Annotated in this window: 19 protein-coding genes; 2 read left to right on the top strand and 17 right to left on the bottom strand. The window is 69.1% G+C overall.

The annotated features are described in order from the left end of the window. Positions 1–41: 41 nt before the first annotated feature. The 16 genes from I6H87_RS07985 to I6H87_RS07910 form a co-directional block, all read right to left on the bottom strand. Positions 42–536, bottom strand: coding sequence for a TlpA disulfide reductase family protein (locus I6H87_RS07985; protein ID WP_011616195.1), 495 nt, complete (start codon positions 534–536; stop codon positions 42–44). A gap of 5 nt (positions 537–541) precedes the next feature. Beyond that, positions 542–1,204: a sulfur oxidation c-type cytochrome SoxX gene (gene soxX / locus I6H87_RS07980; RefSeq protein ID WP_011616196.1), complete on the bottom strand. Its 663-nt coding sequence runs from the start codon at positions 1,202–1,204 to the stop codon at positions 542–544. 19 nt (positions 1,205–1,223) lie between these two features. Further along, positions 1,224–2,051, bottom strand: coding sequence for a sulfur oxidation c-type cytochrome SoxA (gene soxA, locus I6H87_RS07975; protein WP_010812115.1), 828 nt, complete (start codon positions 2,049–2,051; stop codon positions 1,224–1,226). A gap of 73 nt (positions 2,052–2,124) precedes the next feature. Further along, positions 2,125–2,577: a DsrE family protein gene (locus I6H87_RS07970; protein ID WP_010812116.1), complete on the bottom strand. Its 453-nt coding sequence runs from the start codon at positions 2,575–2,577 to the stop codon at positions 2,125–2,127. An 85-nt stretch (positions 2,578–2,662) separates the two neighbouring features. Then, complete coding sequence (soxZ, locus tag I6H87_RS07965; RefSeq protein WP_010812117.1) at positions 2,663–2,974, bottom strand: thiosulfate oxidation carrier complex protein SoxZ; 312 nt, start codon at positions 2,972–2,974, stop codon at positions 2,663–2,665. A gap of 46 nt (positions 2,975–3,020) precedes the next feature. Then, complete coding sequence (gene soxY / locus I6H87_RS07960; protein ID WP_010812118.1) at positions 3,021–3,476, bottom strand: thiosulfate oxidation carrier protein SoxY; 456 nt, start codon at positions 3,474–3,476, stop codon at positions 3,021–3,023. Between the two features lie 159 nt (positions 3,477–3,635). Beyond that, entirely contained in the window at positions 3,636–3,962 is a 327-nt protein-coding gene (locus I6H87_RS07955) for a c-type cytochrome (protein ID WP_010812119.1), read from the bottom strand. A 117-nt stretch (positions 3,963–4,079) separates the two neighbouring features. After that, a complete protein-coding gene (locus I6H87_RS07950; RefSeq protein WP_011616197.1) occupies positions 4,080–5,117 on the bottom strand; it encodes a c-type cytochrome in 1,038 nt (345 codons plus the stop codon). Beyond that, positions 5,101–6,450: a sulfite dehydrogenase gene (soxC, locus tag I6H87_RS07945; protein ID WP_011616198.1), complete on the bottom strand. Its 1,350-nt coding sequence runs from the start codon at positions 6,448–6,450 to the stop codon at positions 5,101–5,103. The genes I6H87_RS07950 and soxC overlap by 17 nt, the downstream gene beginning before the upstream one ends. Before the next feature lie 107 nt (positions 6,451–6,557). Continuing rightward, a complete protein-coding gene (locus tag I6H87_RS07940; protein ID WP_011616199.1) occupies positions 6,558–6,977 on the bottom strand; it encodes an ArsR/SmtB family transcription factor in 420 nt (139 codons plus the stop codon). 47 nt (positions 6,978–7,024) lie between these two features. Next, the gene (locus I6H87_RS07935) at positions 7,025–7,915 is read right to left on the bottom strand and encodes an O-acetylserine/cysteine exporter (RefSeq protein WP_010812123.1); all 891 of its coding nucleotides are present in this window, start codon (positions 7,913–7,915) and stop codon (positions 7,025–7,027) included. 90 nt (positions 7,916–8,005) lie between these two features. Next, the gene (locus I6H87_RS07930; RefSeq protein WP_011616200.1) at positions 8,006–9,271 is read right to left on the bottom strand and encodes an NAD(P)/FAD-dependent oxidoreductase; all 1,266 of its coding nucleotides are present in this window, start codon (positions 9,269–9,271) and stop codon (positions 8,006–8,008) included. Between the two features lie 15 nt (positions 9,272–9,286). Beyond that, positions 9,287–9,637 (bottom strand): c-type cytochrome, encoded by a 351-nt coding sequence (locus tag I6H87_RS07925; RefSeq protein WP_010812125.1) that lies wholly within the window; start codon positions 9,635–9,637, stop codon positions 9,287–9,289. 170 nt (positions 9,638–9,807) lie between these two features. Further along, complete coding sequence (locus tag I6H87_RS07920; protein ID WP_010812126.1) at positions 9,808–10,668, bottom strand: BON domain-containing protein; 861 nt, start codon at positions 10,666–10,668, stop codon at positions 9,808–9,810. A 46-nt stretch (positions 10,669–10,714) separates the two neighbouring features. Further along, entirely contained in the window at positions 10,715–11,302 is a 588-nt protein-coding gene (locus tag I6H87_RS07915; RefSeq protein WP_010812127.1) for a phosphoheptose isomerase, read from the bottom strand. A gap of 62 nt (positions 11,303–11,364) precedes the next feature. Beyond that, positions 11,365–11,760, bottom strand: coding sequence for a YraN family protein (locus I6H87_RS07910; protein ID WP_010812128.1), 396 nt, complete (start codon positions 11,758–11,760; stop codon positions 11,365–11,367). Between the two features lie 18 nt (positions 11,761–11,778). On the opposite strand from I6H87_RS07910, the gene rsmI reads away from it, so the two are divergent. Further along, a complete protein-coding gene (rsmI, locus tag I6H87_RS07905; protein WP_010812129.1) occupies positions 11,779–12,687 on the top strand; it encodes a 16S rRNA (cytidine(1402)-2'-O)-methyltransferase in 909 nt (302 codons plus the stop codon). An 87-nt stretch (positions 12,688–12,774) separates the two neighbouring features. Here the strand turns inward: rsmI and I6H87_RS07900 are convergent, their stop codons facing one another. Further along, positions 12,775–13,545 carry a septal ring lytic transglycosylase RlpA family protein gene (locus tag I6H87_RS07900; RefSeq protein WP_011616201.1) on the bottom strand — a complete coding sequence of 257 codons (771 nt, stop codon included), beginning with the start codon at positions 13,543–13,545 and terminating at the stop codon, positions 12,775–12,777. A 281-nt stretch (positions 13,546–13,826) separates the two neighbouring features. On the opposite strand from I6H87_RS07900, the gene I6H87_RS07895 reads away from it, so the two are divergent. Next, positions 13,827–14,477 carry an MBL fold metallo-hydrolase gene (locus I6H87_RS07895; RefSeq protein ID WP_011616202.1) on the top strand — a complete coding sequence of 217 codons (651 nt, stop codon included), beginning with the start codon at positions 13,827–13,829 and terminating at the stop codon, positions 14,475–14,477. Positions 14,478–14,480 lie beyond the last annotated feature (3 nt).

Raw genomic sequence — 14,480 nt, 5'->3', positions numbered from 1 at the left:
GCTGGCGGTCGGCCCTGGCGCGGGCGTCCGCCATCGCAAAACTATGGCCGCGCGTACCGCTCCAGCGCCGCCACGTCGTCTTCAAGCATTTCGCCCACTTCCTTCTGCGCCACGCGGCCGCGCGCGTCGATCACGTACAGCTCCGGCAGTCCCTTGCGCTTGCCGAACACGGCCTGCAGCTCGGGCGAATCCATCGTCGCCGGGAAGGTGTAGCCGCGCTTCTTCATGTAGTCGGCAGCCTCGCGCGGATCCTTGTCGATGCTGATGGTCAGCACCTGCAGCGGCGTGCCGCGCGTGCGTTCGTAAAGCTTCTGCAGGCGCGGGTTCTGCATCGCGCAGAACGGGCACCACGAGGCCCAGTATTCGACCACCAGCGGCTTGCCGGCCAGCGCGCCAGCGCTGAGCGTGCGTCCGTCGAGCGTGCGCACGTCGGGCAGGCGCACGGTGTCGCCGACCTCCAGCGCTGCCGCGCCAGCTGCGGCGCCGGTCAGGCTGAAGGCCAGCAGCCAGCGCAGCAGCACGGCAGGCGCGCGCATCGGCCTTACTGGTTGACCGGCGAGGCCGGGTCGAGCAGCAGCGCCATCACGTCGCGGATCTGGGCCTCGGTCAGGATGCCCTTGTGGCCAAAGCGCGGCATGTTGGAGCAGGCGGCGTAGGCGCTGGAGTCCCAGATCTTGCCCCAGGTGTACTTGATGACTTCCTGCGAGTTGCCGCGCAGCTTGCCGTACTGGTACAGCGACGGGCCGATATTGCCGAACGAGATCTCGGCCTTGGTCATCTGGTGGCAGGCGTAGCAATTGCCGCCGTTGGTGCCGCCGACCTGGTCGGTGAACTGCATGCCGCGGCCGTTCTGGGCGACCTTTTCGCCTTCCTTCCAGTCGCCCAGCCATTTGTCTTCGGCGGGGTATTTCACCTGCTTGAGCTCGGCCGCTTCGATCTTCTTGGCAAGCTTTGCCGGCACCTTGGTGCGGTCCGGGTACTGGCTGCAGGCCAGCTGCATGCCGTCCTGGTTGAGCACGCCCTCGACCGTGACCGGCCCGCGCGACGAGAACGAGTCCTCGATCAGGTGCTTCATATCGGCACCGCTGACGGCGGCGGGCTTGCCCTTGGGCGCGCGGGCCTTGGCGCTGTCCTGCGCGTGGGCGCCGCTTGCCAGCAGGGTGGCCAGGGCCGCGATGGCCAGTGCCTGGTGTTGTCGTTGCATGTTGTCTCTCCCGTACTGGTCAGCGCTTCATCGCCGGACCGTCGTAGGTCCCGCCGTTGGCGTTCTTCGCCAGGAACATGGTCAGCGCGGTGATCACGTCCGAGCCATAGGCGGGTTCGGGAAAGCGCTGCTGGCGCAGGCAGTCGTACAGGCGGTGCTGCATGGTGCGGACCTCGCCCTGCGAGACGCGGTAGGCGGGCCAGGTGGTGTAGGCCGCCTGCGCGCCCTTGTCGGTCAGCAGGTTGGGCAGGTCCTGCAGGCGGATGCGCTGGCCGTCCACCGCATGGCAGGTGGCGCAGGCAAAGTCATAGGCGCCGCCGCGGTAGAAGAACATCTTCTCGCCCAGCGCATAGGTGCGCTTTTCTTCGGGATGGCCGAGCTGCACGTTCATCTTCACGCCGCGCGACTCGCCGGTCAGGTAGGCCACCAGGCGCTCGATCTCGGACGGCTTGCCCGACGACGAGAACGGGTTCTTCGTTGCCTCTTCCCTGGTCAGCCCCTGCAGCGTCATGCGGCAGTAGGCGAGCCGCTGCTCCAGGTCCATCACCTTGCCGGCGTCCTTGAAGTAGCGCGGCAGCTCGGCGTAGGCGCCCTTGGTCACGCCCGGGCCCTTGCCCAGGTCGCATTGTTCCAGCGAGGCGTTCTTCGGGCCGGCCGGCTTCTTCCACAGTTCTTCGCCTGCGGCTTCCCACAATTCGGCGGGATTGCCTTCGGCCAGCATCTGGCGGTACTTGGCGATTTCGTCGGCGGTGCTGCCCTGCGCATGCACGGCGGCAGCTGAGGCCACCGCAGCGGTGGCCGCCGCGGCCAGCGCGGCGCGCCGGGCCAGGCTTCGGATGGTGTTCATGGGGCTTCTCCTCGCGGCCTCGCACCGTGGCGGGCCGTTCTCTCTCTTGTTGCCGGAAGCTACGCCGCCCGGCTCAGGGCTTGATATAGGCGTAGCCTTCTTCGGCCTGCAGGCGCGCAATCTCGACCACGCCGGCCGGTACCACTTTGGCTTCCATCAACAGGCTCGATTCCGCAATCTTGCGTGCGGTCAGCGTGTTGCGGCACACGCGGAACTCCACCCCGGCCGAGGCCAGCGCGCCCACCGGGCCGTCAAAGGTGTTGCCGCGCGCATCCTTGGCGCCTTCGACCAGGAAATCGATGCCGTAGCCGAACGCCACCACCACGATCTTCGTTCCCGGCGCGCCGTTCAGGTGGTTGCGCAGGTTGCCCATCGCGCGCACCGCCTGGTCGATGCCTTCCGACAGCTGGTACACCACCTTGATGCGCCCGCCCTTGCCCGCAGCCGGCGCGGCCTGGGCCGCGGCTTTTGCCGACAGGCCGATGGCGGCCAGTGCCGCCGATGCTCGAATAAATGCTCGCCGCATGTTGTTCCTTCCCGCCGGGCCAGTCCCGGCATCCGTCCCGAACCTTAGCAGAGGACGGCATGGCCTGCCGGCCGCGGAACGGCTGTCAGGCGATGGTCGCTTCGTCGGTGCGCTTGTCGCCCTTGTTGTCGATCCAGGTCACTGCGACCTTGTCGCCCTTGGCGCCGCCCTTGAACTTGAAGTTCAGGAACGGGTCCTTCGACACCGCCGGGCCGAACTGGGCGCGGAACACTTCCTTGCCCTTGCACTGGGCGGTCACGGTCTGGATATGCCAGGCCGGCACGGCCTTGCCGGATGCGTCCTTGCGCTGGCCGGTTTCCATGTCGTGCTTCATCAGAATCTTGACGTCAACCACGCCGCCGTTTTCGGTGGCGCGTACGCGCATCGGGTCTGCCATGTGTTTCTCCTGTTGCAGTTTGGGAATCTCGATCCGGGGCGCGGCGTCAGCCGCCGCAGCCGCCCAGCGTGACCTTGATTTCCTTCGATGCCACGTACCACTTGCCGCCGGCCTTGACCGCGGCATGCACGACCGAGGTCTGGCCCATCTTCACGCGCGTGGAGACGAACGGCTCGGTGCCGGCCGGGATGATGAAGTCGGCGGCCAGCGTGTTGGGGTTCTTTTCCACCAGGATCGCGATCTGCTCGGTATCCGGGATGGTGCTGGTCACGGCCACCGGCACCACGGCGCCGTTCTCGGCGATATCGGGGGCGGTGAAGGTGATGGCGGTGCTTTTCTCGGTGCCGCTGCCGCCGAGCGCCTTGATCACGTCAGCAACGCTCTTGCCGTCGAAGGCGTTCTTGTTCCACTCGGCCGCCTGCGCCTCGCTGATCAGGCCGGTGGCGGCCATCAGCGACAGGACAGCGGTGACCCGCAGCACTTCTCGTCGTTTGGAATTCATGTTTCTGCTCTCCGGCTACTCCGTTCCAGTCGGTCGATGACCGCTTCGGGGATCTGCTTCATGCGGCCGGTACATGGCCGGCCGCTGGTCTGTCCTGGCCGCGCGGCATTCACCGCCCGGCCTGGTGCATCGGCGGACTGCCCGCCTGGTCGGTAAGGCTTACTTGGCGGGGGCGCCAGCCAGCACCCACTCGACCACGGTCTTCAGGTCGGCGTCGTTGAGCGCCGCATTCGCGGGCATCGGCACCGGGCCCCAGACGCCCGAGCCACCGCTCTTGACCTTCTTGGTCAGCGTCGCCAGGGCGTTCTTGTCGCCCTTGTACTTGGCGGCCACTTCCTTGTAGGAAGGTCCGACCAGCTTCTTGTCGACCTGGTGGCAACCCATGCAGGCGTTCTTGTTGGCGATCTCCTGTGCCTTGGCGGCATCGACCGCGTGGGCCGATGCGGCGGCGCCGAGCATCAGCGCTGCGATGACAAACTGCTTCATTGTTAAGCTCTCCAAGCTCTGTAAAGCCGTGGGGACGGCAAAGGCCGCTGGGCCGTACTGCAATGGCTTCGCGGCACACACTGGCCGCCGCCCGGGGGCACTGCGGTGGCCAGTCCGCTATTTTGCCTCAAGAATCCAGCCCACCATGGCCTGCACGTCGGAATCCGGGATCTGCGGCTGCGCCGGCATCGGCACGCTGCCCCATGCGCCCTGCCCGCCTGCCTTGACCTTGCGCGCCAGCGCGCCATGCGCGTCCTGGCCCTTGTACTTGCCGGCGATGTCGGCAAAGGACGGCCCAACCAGCTTGCGGTCCATCGCATGGCAGGCCATGCACTGGTACTGGCTGGTGAGCCGCGCGCCCGGCGCGGCCGGCTCCGAAGGAGCTGATGCAGCACTTTTAGATACGGTATTGCCCGCGGCCACGCCGCGCACCGGGCCGAAGCTCCGCTGCTGCTGCGCCAGTTCGCCATGGGCATCGCGGGCATAGTCCGGTATCGACGAGGTAATCGCCACCTTGCCGGCGCAATCCTTCATGCAGGCCGTATTGCGCGTGTCCGGGCGGCCGCGCCCCGGCCACAGGCCGTGGCCGGTGGTCATGCCGTCGCGGTTGGGCATGCGCCGCTGGATCTCGGCGATATTGGCGTCGGACAGCGTGAAGTCGGCCGGGACGACCTCGCCCAAGTGCAGCATATAGGCGGTGACCGCGTAGACGTCGCCCACGCTCAGGCTCTTGGGCGCGTTCCACGGCATGGCGCGGTGAATGTAGTCCCACAGCGTGCTGACGGTGCTGACCTTCATCAGCGTGGTGCGGTACGGCTGGTTGCCGGTCATGCCGGCCACGCGGCCGCGCCTGATGTCTTCGGCGGTGGTGCCGCCGACCAGCGGCGTGAACACCTCGTTGGATTCGCCGAAGTCGCCGTGGCACGACGCGCACTTGCCGTCCCAGACCTTCTGCCCCTGCGCCACCGTGCCGCTGCCCCTGGGCAGGCCCTGGAAGTCCGGGCGCACGTCGATGTCCCACGCGGCGACTTCGGCGGGCGTGGCGGTGCGGCCAAGTGCCGCACGCGCGTCGGCCGTGCCCGCCCACGCCGGGGCGGCGCTGACGGCTGCCAGCACCAGAGCGGCGGCGGTCCTGAGTTCAGCCCACATGGACATTGGACACCTCGCCGCCTGCCGCCACCTGCCAGCTCTGGATAGCGTTGTTGTGGTAGATCGAGCGCGTGCCGCGCACCGCGCGCAGCTGCCCCAGCTTCGGCTGCACATAGCCGGTGTCGTCGATGGCGCGGCTTTGCAGGATGGCGGGGCCGCCGTCCCAGACCCAGTCCAGGTTGAAGCGCGTCAGGCACTTGGACAGCACCGGCGCCTCCAGCCGCGCACTGCGCCAGTTGCGCCCGCCGTCGGTCGAGACATCGACACGCCTGATGCGCCCGCGCCCCGACCACGCCAGCCCGCTGATGTTGTAGAAGCCCTTGCCCACCATCTGCTGCCCGCCCGAAGGCGTGGTGATGACCGACTTGCACTCCTGGATCGAGGTGTACTGGCGCAGCTTGCCGTCCGGCATCATGTCCACGTAGTGGATGGTCTCGTCCTTCGCATTCCAGGGCTGGTCGCCCAGCTCCAGCCGGCGCAGCCACTTGACCCACGACACCCCCTGCACGCCCGGCACCACCAGCCGCAGCGGATAGCCGTTCTCGGGGCGCAGCATCTCGCCGTTCATGCCCCAGGCGACGATGATCTCGTCGGCCAGCTCCATCGGGATGGTGCGCGTCATCGACGAGCCATCGCCGCCTTCGGCCAGCAGGTAGCGGCCGCGGCGCAGGTCGGCGCCGGCATCGTCCAGCAGCACCCGCAGCGGCACGCCGGTGAACTCGCAGCACGACAGCATGCCGTGGGTGTACTGCACAGTGGGCACGGCCACGTTGCCCCATTCCATGCCGGTGTTGGCGCCGCATTCGATGAAATGCATGCGCGACACCGCCGGCAGGCGCATCAGGTCGTCCATGGTGTAGACGCGCGGCGTGCGCACCAGGCCGTTGAGCATCAGGCGGTGGCGGGCCGGGTCGATATCGTGCCAGCCCTGATGGTGGCGCTCGAAATGCAGGCCGTTGGGGGTGATGATGCCGAAGAAGCCCTGCAGCGGCGCGAAGGCCACCGAAGCGGCGGAGACGCGCGTCAGGCCCGGCGACTCGCGCCGCACCAGGTTTTTCTCATGCACGGAGGGCTGCCCGTACGGGCGTGCAGCCACCGGCTGGCCGAGCGAGGTGGCCCACGGCTGCGGCTGCAGGATGGCGGGATCGCCGTCGGCTGCCAGTGCCTGGCGGCCCGCCGTGGCGGCGGCAATCCCCGCGGCCGCGCCCAGGAAGCTCTTGCGCAGGAAGTCGCGCCGCGGCGCGTCCAGGCCGTGCCGGCCGATGTCCTGCTGCAGCGATGCGCTGACGAAGTGCTCGGGCGCGGGCACGATGCGCCCGGGCCGGTTCCGTTCCTGCAAATCGGTCTCCTCCGGCGCGCTCGCCACGGCCCTTGGACCGGTCGGCGTGCCTGTTATCGGGCCGCTGCAGCGGGTGCGGCAGCGATCCGTTTACCGGAAGAGCTGAGCTAGCCTGCGGTGCGCCGCCTGCGCGCCGGGGCTTCGGGTGCCGGCTGTGCCATGAAGCGGTCGACCACGCCGGAGGGCAAGGCGCTGTCCTCCAGCCGGCTCGCCACCTGCACGCAGACCGTGCGGCACAGCTCGATCACGCTTTCGTCCGCAATGGCGTAGAACACCAGGTTCGCCTCCTTGCGGCGCGACAGCACGCCCGAGCGGTACATCGCGTTGAGATGCCGCGACACATTGGTCTGCGACGAACCCACCGTCTCGACCACCGTGCTGACCGGCTTCTCGCCATCGCACAAGGCGTGCAGGATCTTCAGCCGCGTCGGCTCCGCCAACAGGCTGAAGTAGCCCGATACCTTTTCGAATACGCGATCCAGCTCTTCCATGGCATCCAATATATTCGTATATGCGTGAATGCGCATATAGTGTTTACCCACTGATGCAGCACAGCATAAGTGCGGCGGGAGGATCAGCGGCGCGCCAGCGCCCTGCCCGCCCACAGGCGCTGGCCGAACACATTGAGCAGCAGCCCGGCCATTACCACTGCCGCGCCCGCCCACTGCGCGCCGGACAGGTCCTCGCCCAGCAGCACATGCGCCGACACCAGCCCCACCACCGGCACCAGCAGCGTCAGCGGCGCCACCTGGCTGGCCGGGTAGCGCGTCAGCAGCCGGCCCCACATGGTGTAGCCGAACACTGTCGCCGCAAAGGCCAGGTAGGCCACGGCGAACACGGCCATGCCCGACACATGGGTGACGCTCTGCACGATGCGCGCCGGGCCCTCGACCCACAGCGACAGCAAGGCGAACGGCACGATCGGGATCAGCGCGCCCCAGATCACCAGCCCCAGCAGGTCGACCGGGCCGATCTTCTTGCTGACGATATTGCCGCTGGCCCAGCAGAACGCCGCGCACAGCGTCAGCACGAAGCCCGCCACGCTCATGCCGCCGGCGCTGCCGGCACCGGCCCCGATCAGGGCCAGCCCGCCCGCCGCCACCGCCATGCCCGCGATGTTGTGCCAGCGCACCGGCTCGCCCAGCCACAGCGCCGCAATGGCCAGCGTGAAGAAGGCCTGCGACTGCAGCACCAGCGAGGCCAGGCCGGCCGGCATGCCGACCGCCATGGCGTAGAACAGGAAGGCGAACTGGCCCAGGCTGATGGTGACGCCGTAGGCCAGCAGCAGCCGCCACGGCACGCGCGGGCGCGGCACGAAGAAAATCGCCGGGAACGCCACCAGCAGGAAGCGCAGCGCACCCAGCAGCATCGGCGGCATGTCCGCCAGGCCAACCTTGATGACGACGAAGTTGACGCCCCAGACGCAGACGATGGCGAGGGCGAGTAGACGGTCTCTGGCTTGCATGAGGGGGCTGGGGGGCGCGGCCCGGCACAGTGCCGGACAAAACCCGTAGGGTAGCAGCCCCCGGCCTTCGGGGCATGGCCCGCCCTGCACCTACCCCAGCATCTCCGCCCAAATGCCCTTGGCCCATGCCAGTGCGTAGTCGCCTTCGAGCTGGTTCGGCGCCTCCGACAGCCCGCCCGATCCCGGCACCGTGACCATGGTCTTCTGCGCCGCGTCATAGCGATGCACGCTGGCCACGTGCACCGCCTCGCGGTCGGAGGTGAAGCTGTAGCAGGTGTTGTTGTAGAGCGGCTGCGGGTCGGGTGCCCGGCCCGACAGCAGCGCGACCATGGCCGCGGCCGCGACCTTGCCATGCTGGTTGGCCATATGGCCCGACTTGGGCATCAGCGGCGCGATCTGGATGGCATCGCCGATCACGTGGATATTGGCCGCGGCGCGCGACTCGAAGGTGACGAAGTCCACCTCGCACCACTTGCCATTGGCCGTGGCCAGCCCCGCCGACACCGCGATCGCACCGGCGCGCTGGGGTGGCAGCACGTTGAGCACGTCGGCACGCTCGTCGTCCTGCACCTCGAACTTGAGCGTGCGCGTGGCGGGGTCCACATCCACCGCGTTGAACTGCGGCCGGTATTCCACCATGCCCGGGTACTGCGACGCCCACACCTTGCGGAACAGCCCGGCCTTGGAGGTGATGTCGGGGTTGGCGTCCAGGATCAGCACCTTGCTGCGCGGCTTGTGCTGCCTGAAGTAGTACGCCACCTGGCAGGCGCGCTCGTAGGGTCCCGGCGGGCAGCGGTAGGGCGCCAGCGGGACGCTGATGGCATAGGTGCCGCCGTCCGGCATGGCCTCCAGCTGGCGGCGCAGCGCAACGGTCTGCGGGCCCGCCTTCCAGGCGTGCAGGACCTGGTCGCCGCCGGGCTGCTTCAGCCCGGGCAGCGCATCGCTCATCATTTCGACGCCGGGCGACAGCAGCAGGCGGTCGTAGGGCAGCGTGGCGCCGCCCGCGAGGCGCACGGTCCGTTTGGCCGGGTCGATGGCCACGGCGGTATCGCGCACCAGCCGCACGCCGTGGCGGCGCACCAGCGCGTCGTACGGCAAGGTCAGGTCCGCCAGCTGCCGGCTGCCGCCGAGCACCAGGTTCGACAGCGGGCAGGAGATAAAGGCCGGATTGGGTTCGACCAGCGTGACCTCGATCGCCTGGCCGCTCCACTCGCGCAGGTAGCGCGCGGCGGTGGCGCCGCCGTAGCCACCACCCACCACCACCACCCTGGCCGGCGCCGCGGCGCGTGCCGACCCGACCCCGACCGAACCCAGTACTGCGGCGCCCGCGGCGCCCAGGAAGCTTCGTCTTTGCATGGTAGTCCCCCGCTGTCAGCGCACCGCGGCGAACCACGCCGTGATGGCCGCGATCTGGTCGTCGCTGTAACCCTTGGCAATCTGGTGCATCACCGTGGCCGGCCGCGTGCCGGCCTTGAAGGCCTGCATCTGCGCGGCCAGTTCCGCCTGCGGGCGGCCGGCCAGCGGCGGGATCGTGCTGCCCGCCGGCGCGCGCCCGGCGGGGCCGTGGCAGCTGGTGCAGGCGGCGGCCTGGCTGCGCGCACGCAGCGCGGCATCGGTGGCAGGGGCGGCGCTGTCTGCCGACAGCGCCGGCTGGGCGCCGCACAGCGCCGCGGCCAGCAGCGCCAGCCGCAGCAACACAGCGGGCCGGGGGAAGATTGTCATGGTCTCGCTCCGTGTAGGGCCGGCACTGGGTTCCGCTTGGGGGCGGCCGGCGTGGCTACCGTAGCACATCGGGCAGGGACCGTGTGCGGTGAAAACCGCAGAAGGACAAACGGCGTCCGCATGAGCGGACGCCGTCGGAACCGGCCCGGGAAGCTGGGCCGGGCGTGTGCTCAGGGCAGGTTGCGGCCCGGCGGCAGCGTCACCGGCGAAGTCACCGGTGCGGCGACCGGGCTGGTGGTCGCGGTGGTGCCCGTGGCGGCCCCGGCCGGCGCATCGATCGGACCGCCCACGCCCGGCACCGACTGCACCGGCGCCGGCGTGCCGACATTGCCGTCGAACGACGGGTTCTGCGAGGTGGAAGCCGAGTCCAGGCGCGCGCGCTCGGTGTCGTTGACGTAGTCGAAGGCCTTGACCACCTTGGTCACGCCCGAGGCATTGCGCGCCACGTCGGTGGCGCGGTCGCCCTCGGCGGCGGTGACCACGCCCAGCAGGTAGACCACGCTCTTCTCGGTGGTGACCTTGATCGAGTTGGACGGCACGCCGTCGGCGGTCATCAGCAGGGTCTTGACCTTGCTGGTCAGGTAGGCGTCCTGGCTCTGGGTCATGAAGCCCGGCGAGTTGACGACCTCGAGCTCATTGATCACCACGCGCGCATTCTGCAGGCCACGCACATACTGCTCGACCTGCTGCTTGACGGTGTCGTTGCTGGCTTCGCCGGTCAGCAGCACCTTGCGGTTGAACACGGTCACGTTGACGCGGGCCTGGCCGCGGTAGCGCGAGTTGATGGTGTTCTCGGCCTCGAGCTGCAGGCCGCGGTCCACGGTCTGGGTGGCGGCCGGGCGGCGGTCGGTGGCCATGGCCACGCCGGTCCCCATGGCGCCGGCGATCACGGGGAAGCAGCCGGCGAGCTGGGTGGCGCAGACCAGCACGGCCGCCGCGGCCAGGCTGGCGCGGCCAAGGCCGGCGGTGCGGGAAGGATGGCGCGCGCCGGCGCCGTTCCGGGGGGCTTGCGTAGTGGGCAGGTTCGTCATGCGGTCCTTGCTGTGGCTGGATGTTGGGAATGGGAGGAAGGCAGCATCAGGCTTCCCCGAGCAGTGCCTCGTCGATGCCGTCGCACAGGCAATGCAGGGTCAGCAGGTGCACTTCCTGGATGCGCGCGGTGCGCTCGCTCGGCACGCACAGGTGGATATCGAATTCATCGAGCAGGCCGGCGATGGTGCCGCCACCCTTGCCGGTCAGCGCAACCACGGCCATCTCGCGCTGGCGCGCGGCTTCGATGGCGGCGATCACGTTGGCAGAATTGCCCGAGGTGGAAAGCGCCAGCAGGATGTCGCCGGGCTGGCCCAGCGCCTCGACCTGCTTGGAAAACACCTTGCTGAAGTCATAGTCGTTGCCGATCGCGGTCAGGATCGAGCTGTCGGTGGTCAGCGCGATCGCGGCCAGGCCGGGGCGCTCGCGCTCGAAGCGCCCGACCAGTTCGGCGGCAAAGTGCTGCGCATCGGCTGCGGAGCCGCCGTTGCCGCAGGCCAGGATCTTGTTGCCGCTGGTCAGCGCGCCGACCATGCGTTCCACGGCGGCGTCGATATAGGGGGCCATCACCGCCGCGGCCTGTCGCTTGGTCTCGGCGCTGTCTAGAAATTGTTGCTGGATACTGTCGATACTCATGGCTCTGGGGCCTTGTTGTTGCCATTGCGATCCGCGGATCGTACCTTAGGGTCTGCCGCGCATTATGAACCAGCCCCGGCGGCATCCTGGTCAAAGGCATGCTGCAGCCAGTCCAGCCGGCCGGGTTCCAGGGCCACCACGTCGAAGCGGCACGGCGGCACCTGCGCCAGCGTGGCCAGGTAGTGCGCTGCTGCCAGCAGCACGCGCCGCTGCTTGGCCGGCGTGACGCTGGCGGCCGCGCCGCCGAAGCCCCGGCCGCTGCGCTGGCGCACCTCAACGAACACCAGCGTGCCGTCCGGCGCGCGCATGACCAGATCGATCTCGCCGCCTTTGCAGCGATAATTGCGCACCACGGGCTCAAGGCCCTGGCGCCGCAGGTGTGCCAGGGCCCGGTCCTCCGCCTGCGCACCGCGTAGCTGTGTGTTTTGCAACTGCGTGGTGGATTTGAATGATGGCATCAACGGAAGTTCTCAAGCATGAGTGACTGGATCTCCCTGGCGGCCAGCCAGTCCTACCCGGCCGGCACCCTTTATGTCGTGGCCACGCCCATCGGCAACGTCGCCGACCTGTCGCTGCGCGCGCTGCATGTGCTCGGCCTGGCCGACGCCGTGGCCTGCGAAGACACCCGCAATACCGGCCAGCTGCTGTCGCGCGTGGGCCTGCAGCGGCCGCTGGTGGCCGTGCACGAGCACAACGAGCGCGAGGCCGCGGGCCGCATCGCGGCGCGCCTGGCGGCCGGCGAGCGCATCGCCTACGTCTCCGACGCCGGCACGCCGGGCATCTCCGACCCGGGTGCGCGCCTGGTCGAGGCGGTGCGCGCCGCCGGCCATCCGGTGGTGCCACTGCCCGGCCCCAGTGCCGCGGTGGCCGCGCTGTCGGTGGCGGGCGACATGCTCGATGCCGGCGAAGGCCGCTTCACCTTTGTCGGCTTCCTGCCCAGCAAGCCCAAGGCGCGCACCGAGGCCATCGCCCGGCTGGCGGCGCTGGACCACGCCTGGGTCTGCTACGAGGCGCCGCACCGCATTGCCGACACGCTGGCAGCGCTGGCCGCGGGCCTGCCAGGCGAGCGCCGGCTGCTGGTCGGGCGTGAACTGACCAAGCTGTTCGAGGACATCGCCGTGCTGCCCGTGGCGCAGGCGCCGGCCTGGCTGGCCGCCGACCCGAACCGGGCCAAGGGGGAATTCGTGCTGGTGGTGGAAGGCGCTGGCGCCGCAACTGCCGCGGATGGCTTGCCGGATGCCGAGGCCCAGCGCGTGCTGGCGCTGCTGCTGGCGGAACTGCCGGCCAAGCGCGCCGCCAAGCTGGCGGCCGCCATCACCGGCGCCGGCACCGATGCGCTCTACCAGCTGGCGCTGGCGCAGCGCGCGGGGCAGGCAGAGGACTGACGCGGTGCGCGCGTGATCCCGGGATCGGGAGGAGGAAGGTAAAGCAGAGGTGTCAGCGCGCGGCGGCATGCGGCGGCGCTGCCCTGGTCAGCGCCGTGTGCGCTTGACGGTCTTGCCGCCGGCCTTGGTCGACTTGCGCGCCTTGGCGGGCGCCAGCGAGTTGGCCAGTTCCGGCACGGATACGTCGTCGTCGCCGCTGCCGTCGCCGGCCTCGGTGCCGCCGGCATCGATCTGCGGACCCAGCGCGGCCACTTCGGTGCGCGTCAGGCGGCGGATTTCGACGTTGGTGGCGCCGCGTTCGACGAAGCCCAGGCGGCGCGCGGCGCCGTAGGACACGTCCAGCACGCGGTTGCCGTGGTATGGCCCGCGGTCATTGATGCGCAGCACTGCAACCTTGTTGTTGCGCAGGTTGCGCACCAGCACCCAGCTGTCGAGCGGCAGCGTCGGATGGGCGGCGGTCATGGCGCGCATGTCGAAGCGTTCGCCGTTGGCGGTCTTGCGGCCATGGAAGCCCTTGCCGTACCAGGACGAAACGCCGCGCTGCTCGAACGTGCCGATGTCGGCGCGCAGGCCGTCCAGCGAGCTGCCGCTGCGGCCATCGTCCGCGTCATAGCCGAACAGGTTCCAGCTGCCGCCGCCCGAGGCGCGCGCGGACTTGTTGTCTGCGTCGGTGCGATCGGTCTTGCCGGCCTTGCCGTTCTTTGCCGCGCGCGTGGGCACGGCGCCAGCGTTGTCGTTGCTTGCGTTGTCGCCTTCAGGGGGCGTGGCACAGGCGGCCAGCACCACGGCACATGCGGTGCATGCGCCGAGCTTGGCCAGCCGTTGCCAGCGCTTAACGAGAGCGGAGATCCGTAACATGGGCGGCAGTCTAACATTGACTCTTTACGACTATCTCTTTCATTTTGTTACGAAATCTGTGCGATTTCGCACGATCATGACCTATCTGCCCGGAATCCCGCTTGTGGCAAGGGATTCCCGCCCGAGACGGGGCTTTCGCGCGGGTAATGCATAAAGCACACGACTTGCATCGCGGGCGGGGAATCGCCGCCCGGCGCTACAATGCTGGGCACCGCCCGCCGTCCGTGCGGGCCACTCCGTGGCGCCCGGCCAGAAGGCGCCCGGCGCACAAGATATCGTCCATGAAAGCCCTGCTCATTCCCGTCACGCCCTTCCAGCAAAACTGTTCGCTGCTGATCGATGAAAGCACCGGCCGCGCCGCGGTCTGCGATCCCGGCGGCGACCTGGATCGCATCCGTGAGGCGGTCAGGGAGCAAGGCGTCACGCTGGAAAAGATCTTCCTGACGCATGGCCATGTCGATCACTGCGCCGGCGCCGCAGCGCTCGCGCGCGAGCTGGATATCCCCATCGAAGGTCCGCAGCAGGACGAGCGCTTCTGGATCGAGCAGCTGCCCGAGCAGACGCGCCGCTTCGGCTTCGGCCACGCCGAGAGCTTCGAGCCAGACCGCTGGCTGGAGAACGGCGACACCGTGCAGTTCGGCAACGAGACGCTGGAGGTCTACCACTGCCCCGGCCACACGCCCGGCCACGTGGTGTTCTTCTCGCGCGCCAACCGGCTGGCGGTGGTGGGCGACGTGCTGTTCGCCGGCTCGATCGGCCGCACCGACCTCCCGCGCGGCAACCATGCCGATCTGATCCGCTCGATCCGCACGCGGCTGTGGCCGCTGGGCGAGGACGTGACTTTCATTCCCGGGCACGGCCCGGTCTCCACCTTCGGCGTGGAACGCCGCAACAACCCGTTCGTGGCCGATCACCTGACCGACGTGGGCTGAGGC

Source organism: Cupriavidus necator, from assembly GCF_016127575.1.
GTDB classification, from domain to species: domain Bacteria; phylum Pseudomonadota; class Gammaproteobacteria; order Burkholderiales; family Burkholderiaceae; genus Cupriavidus; species Cupriavidus necator_D.
The sequence above is the reverse complement of the archived record's forward strand: the minus strand, read 5'-3'. Positions and strand labels throughout refer to the sequence as shown.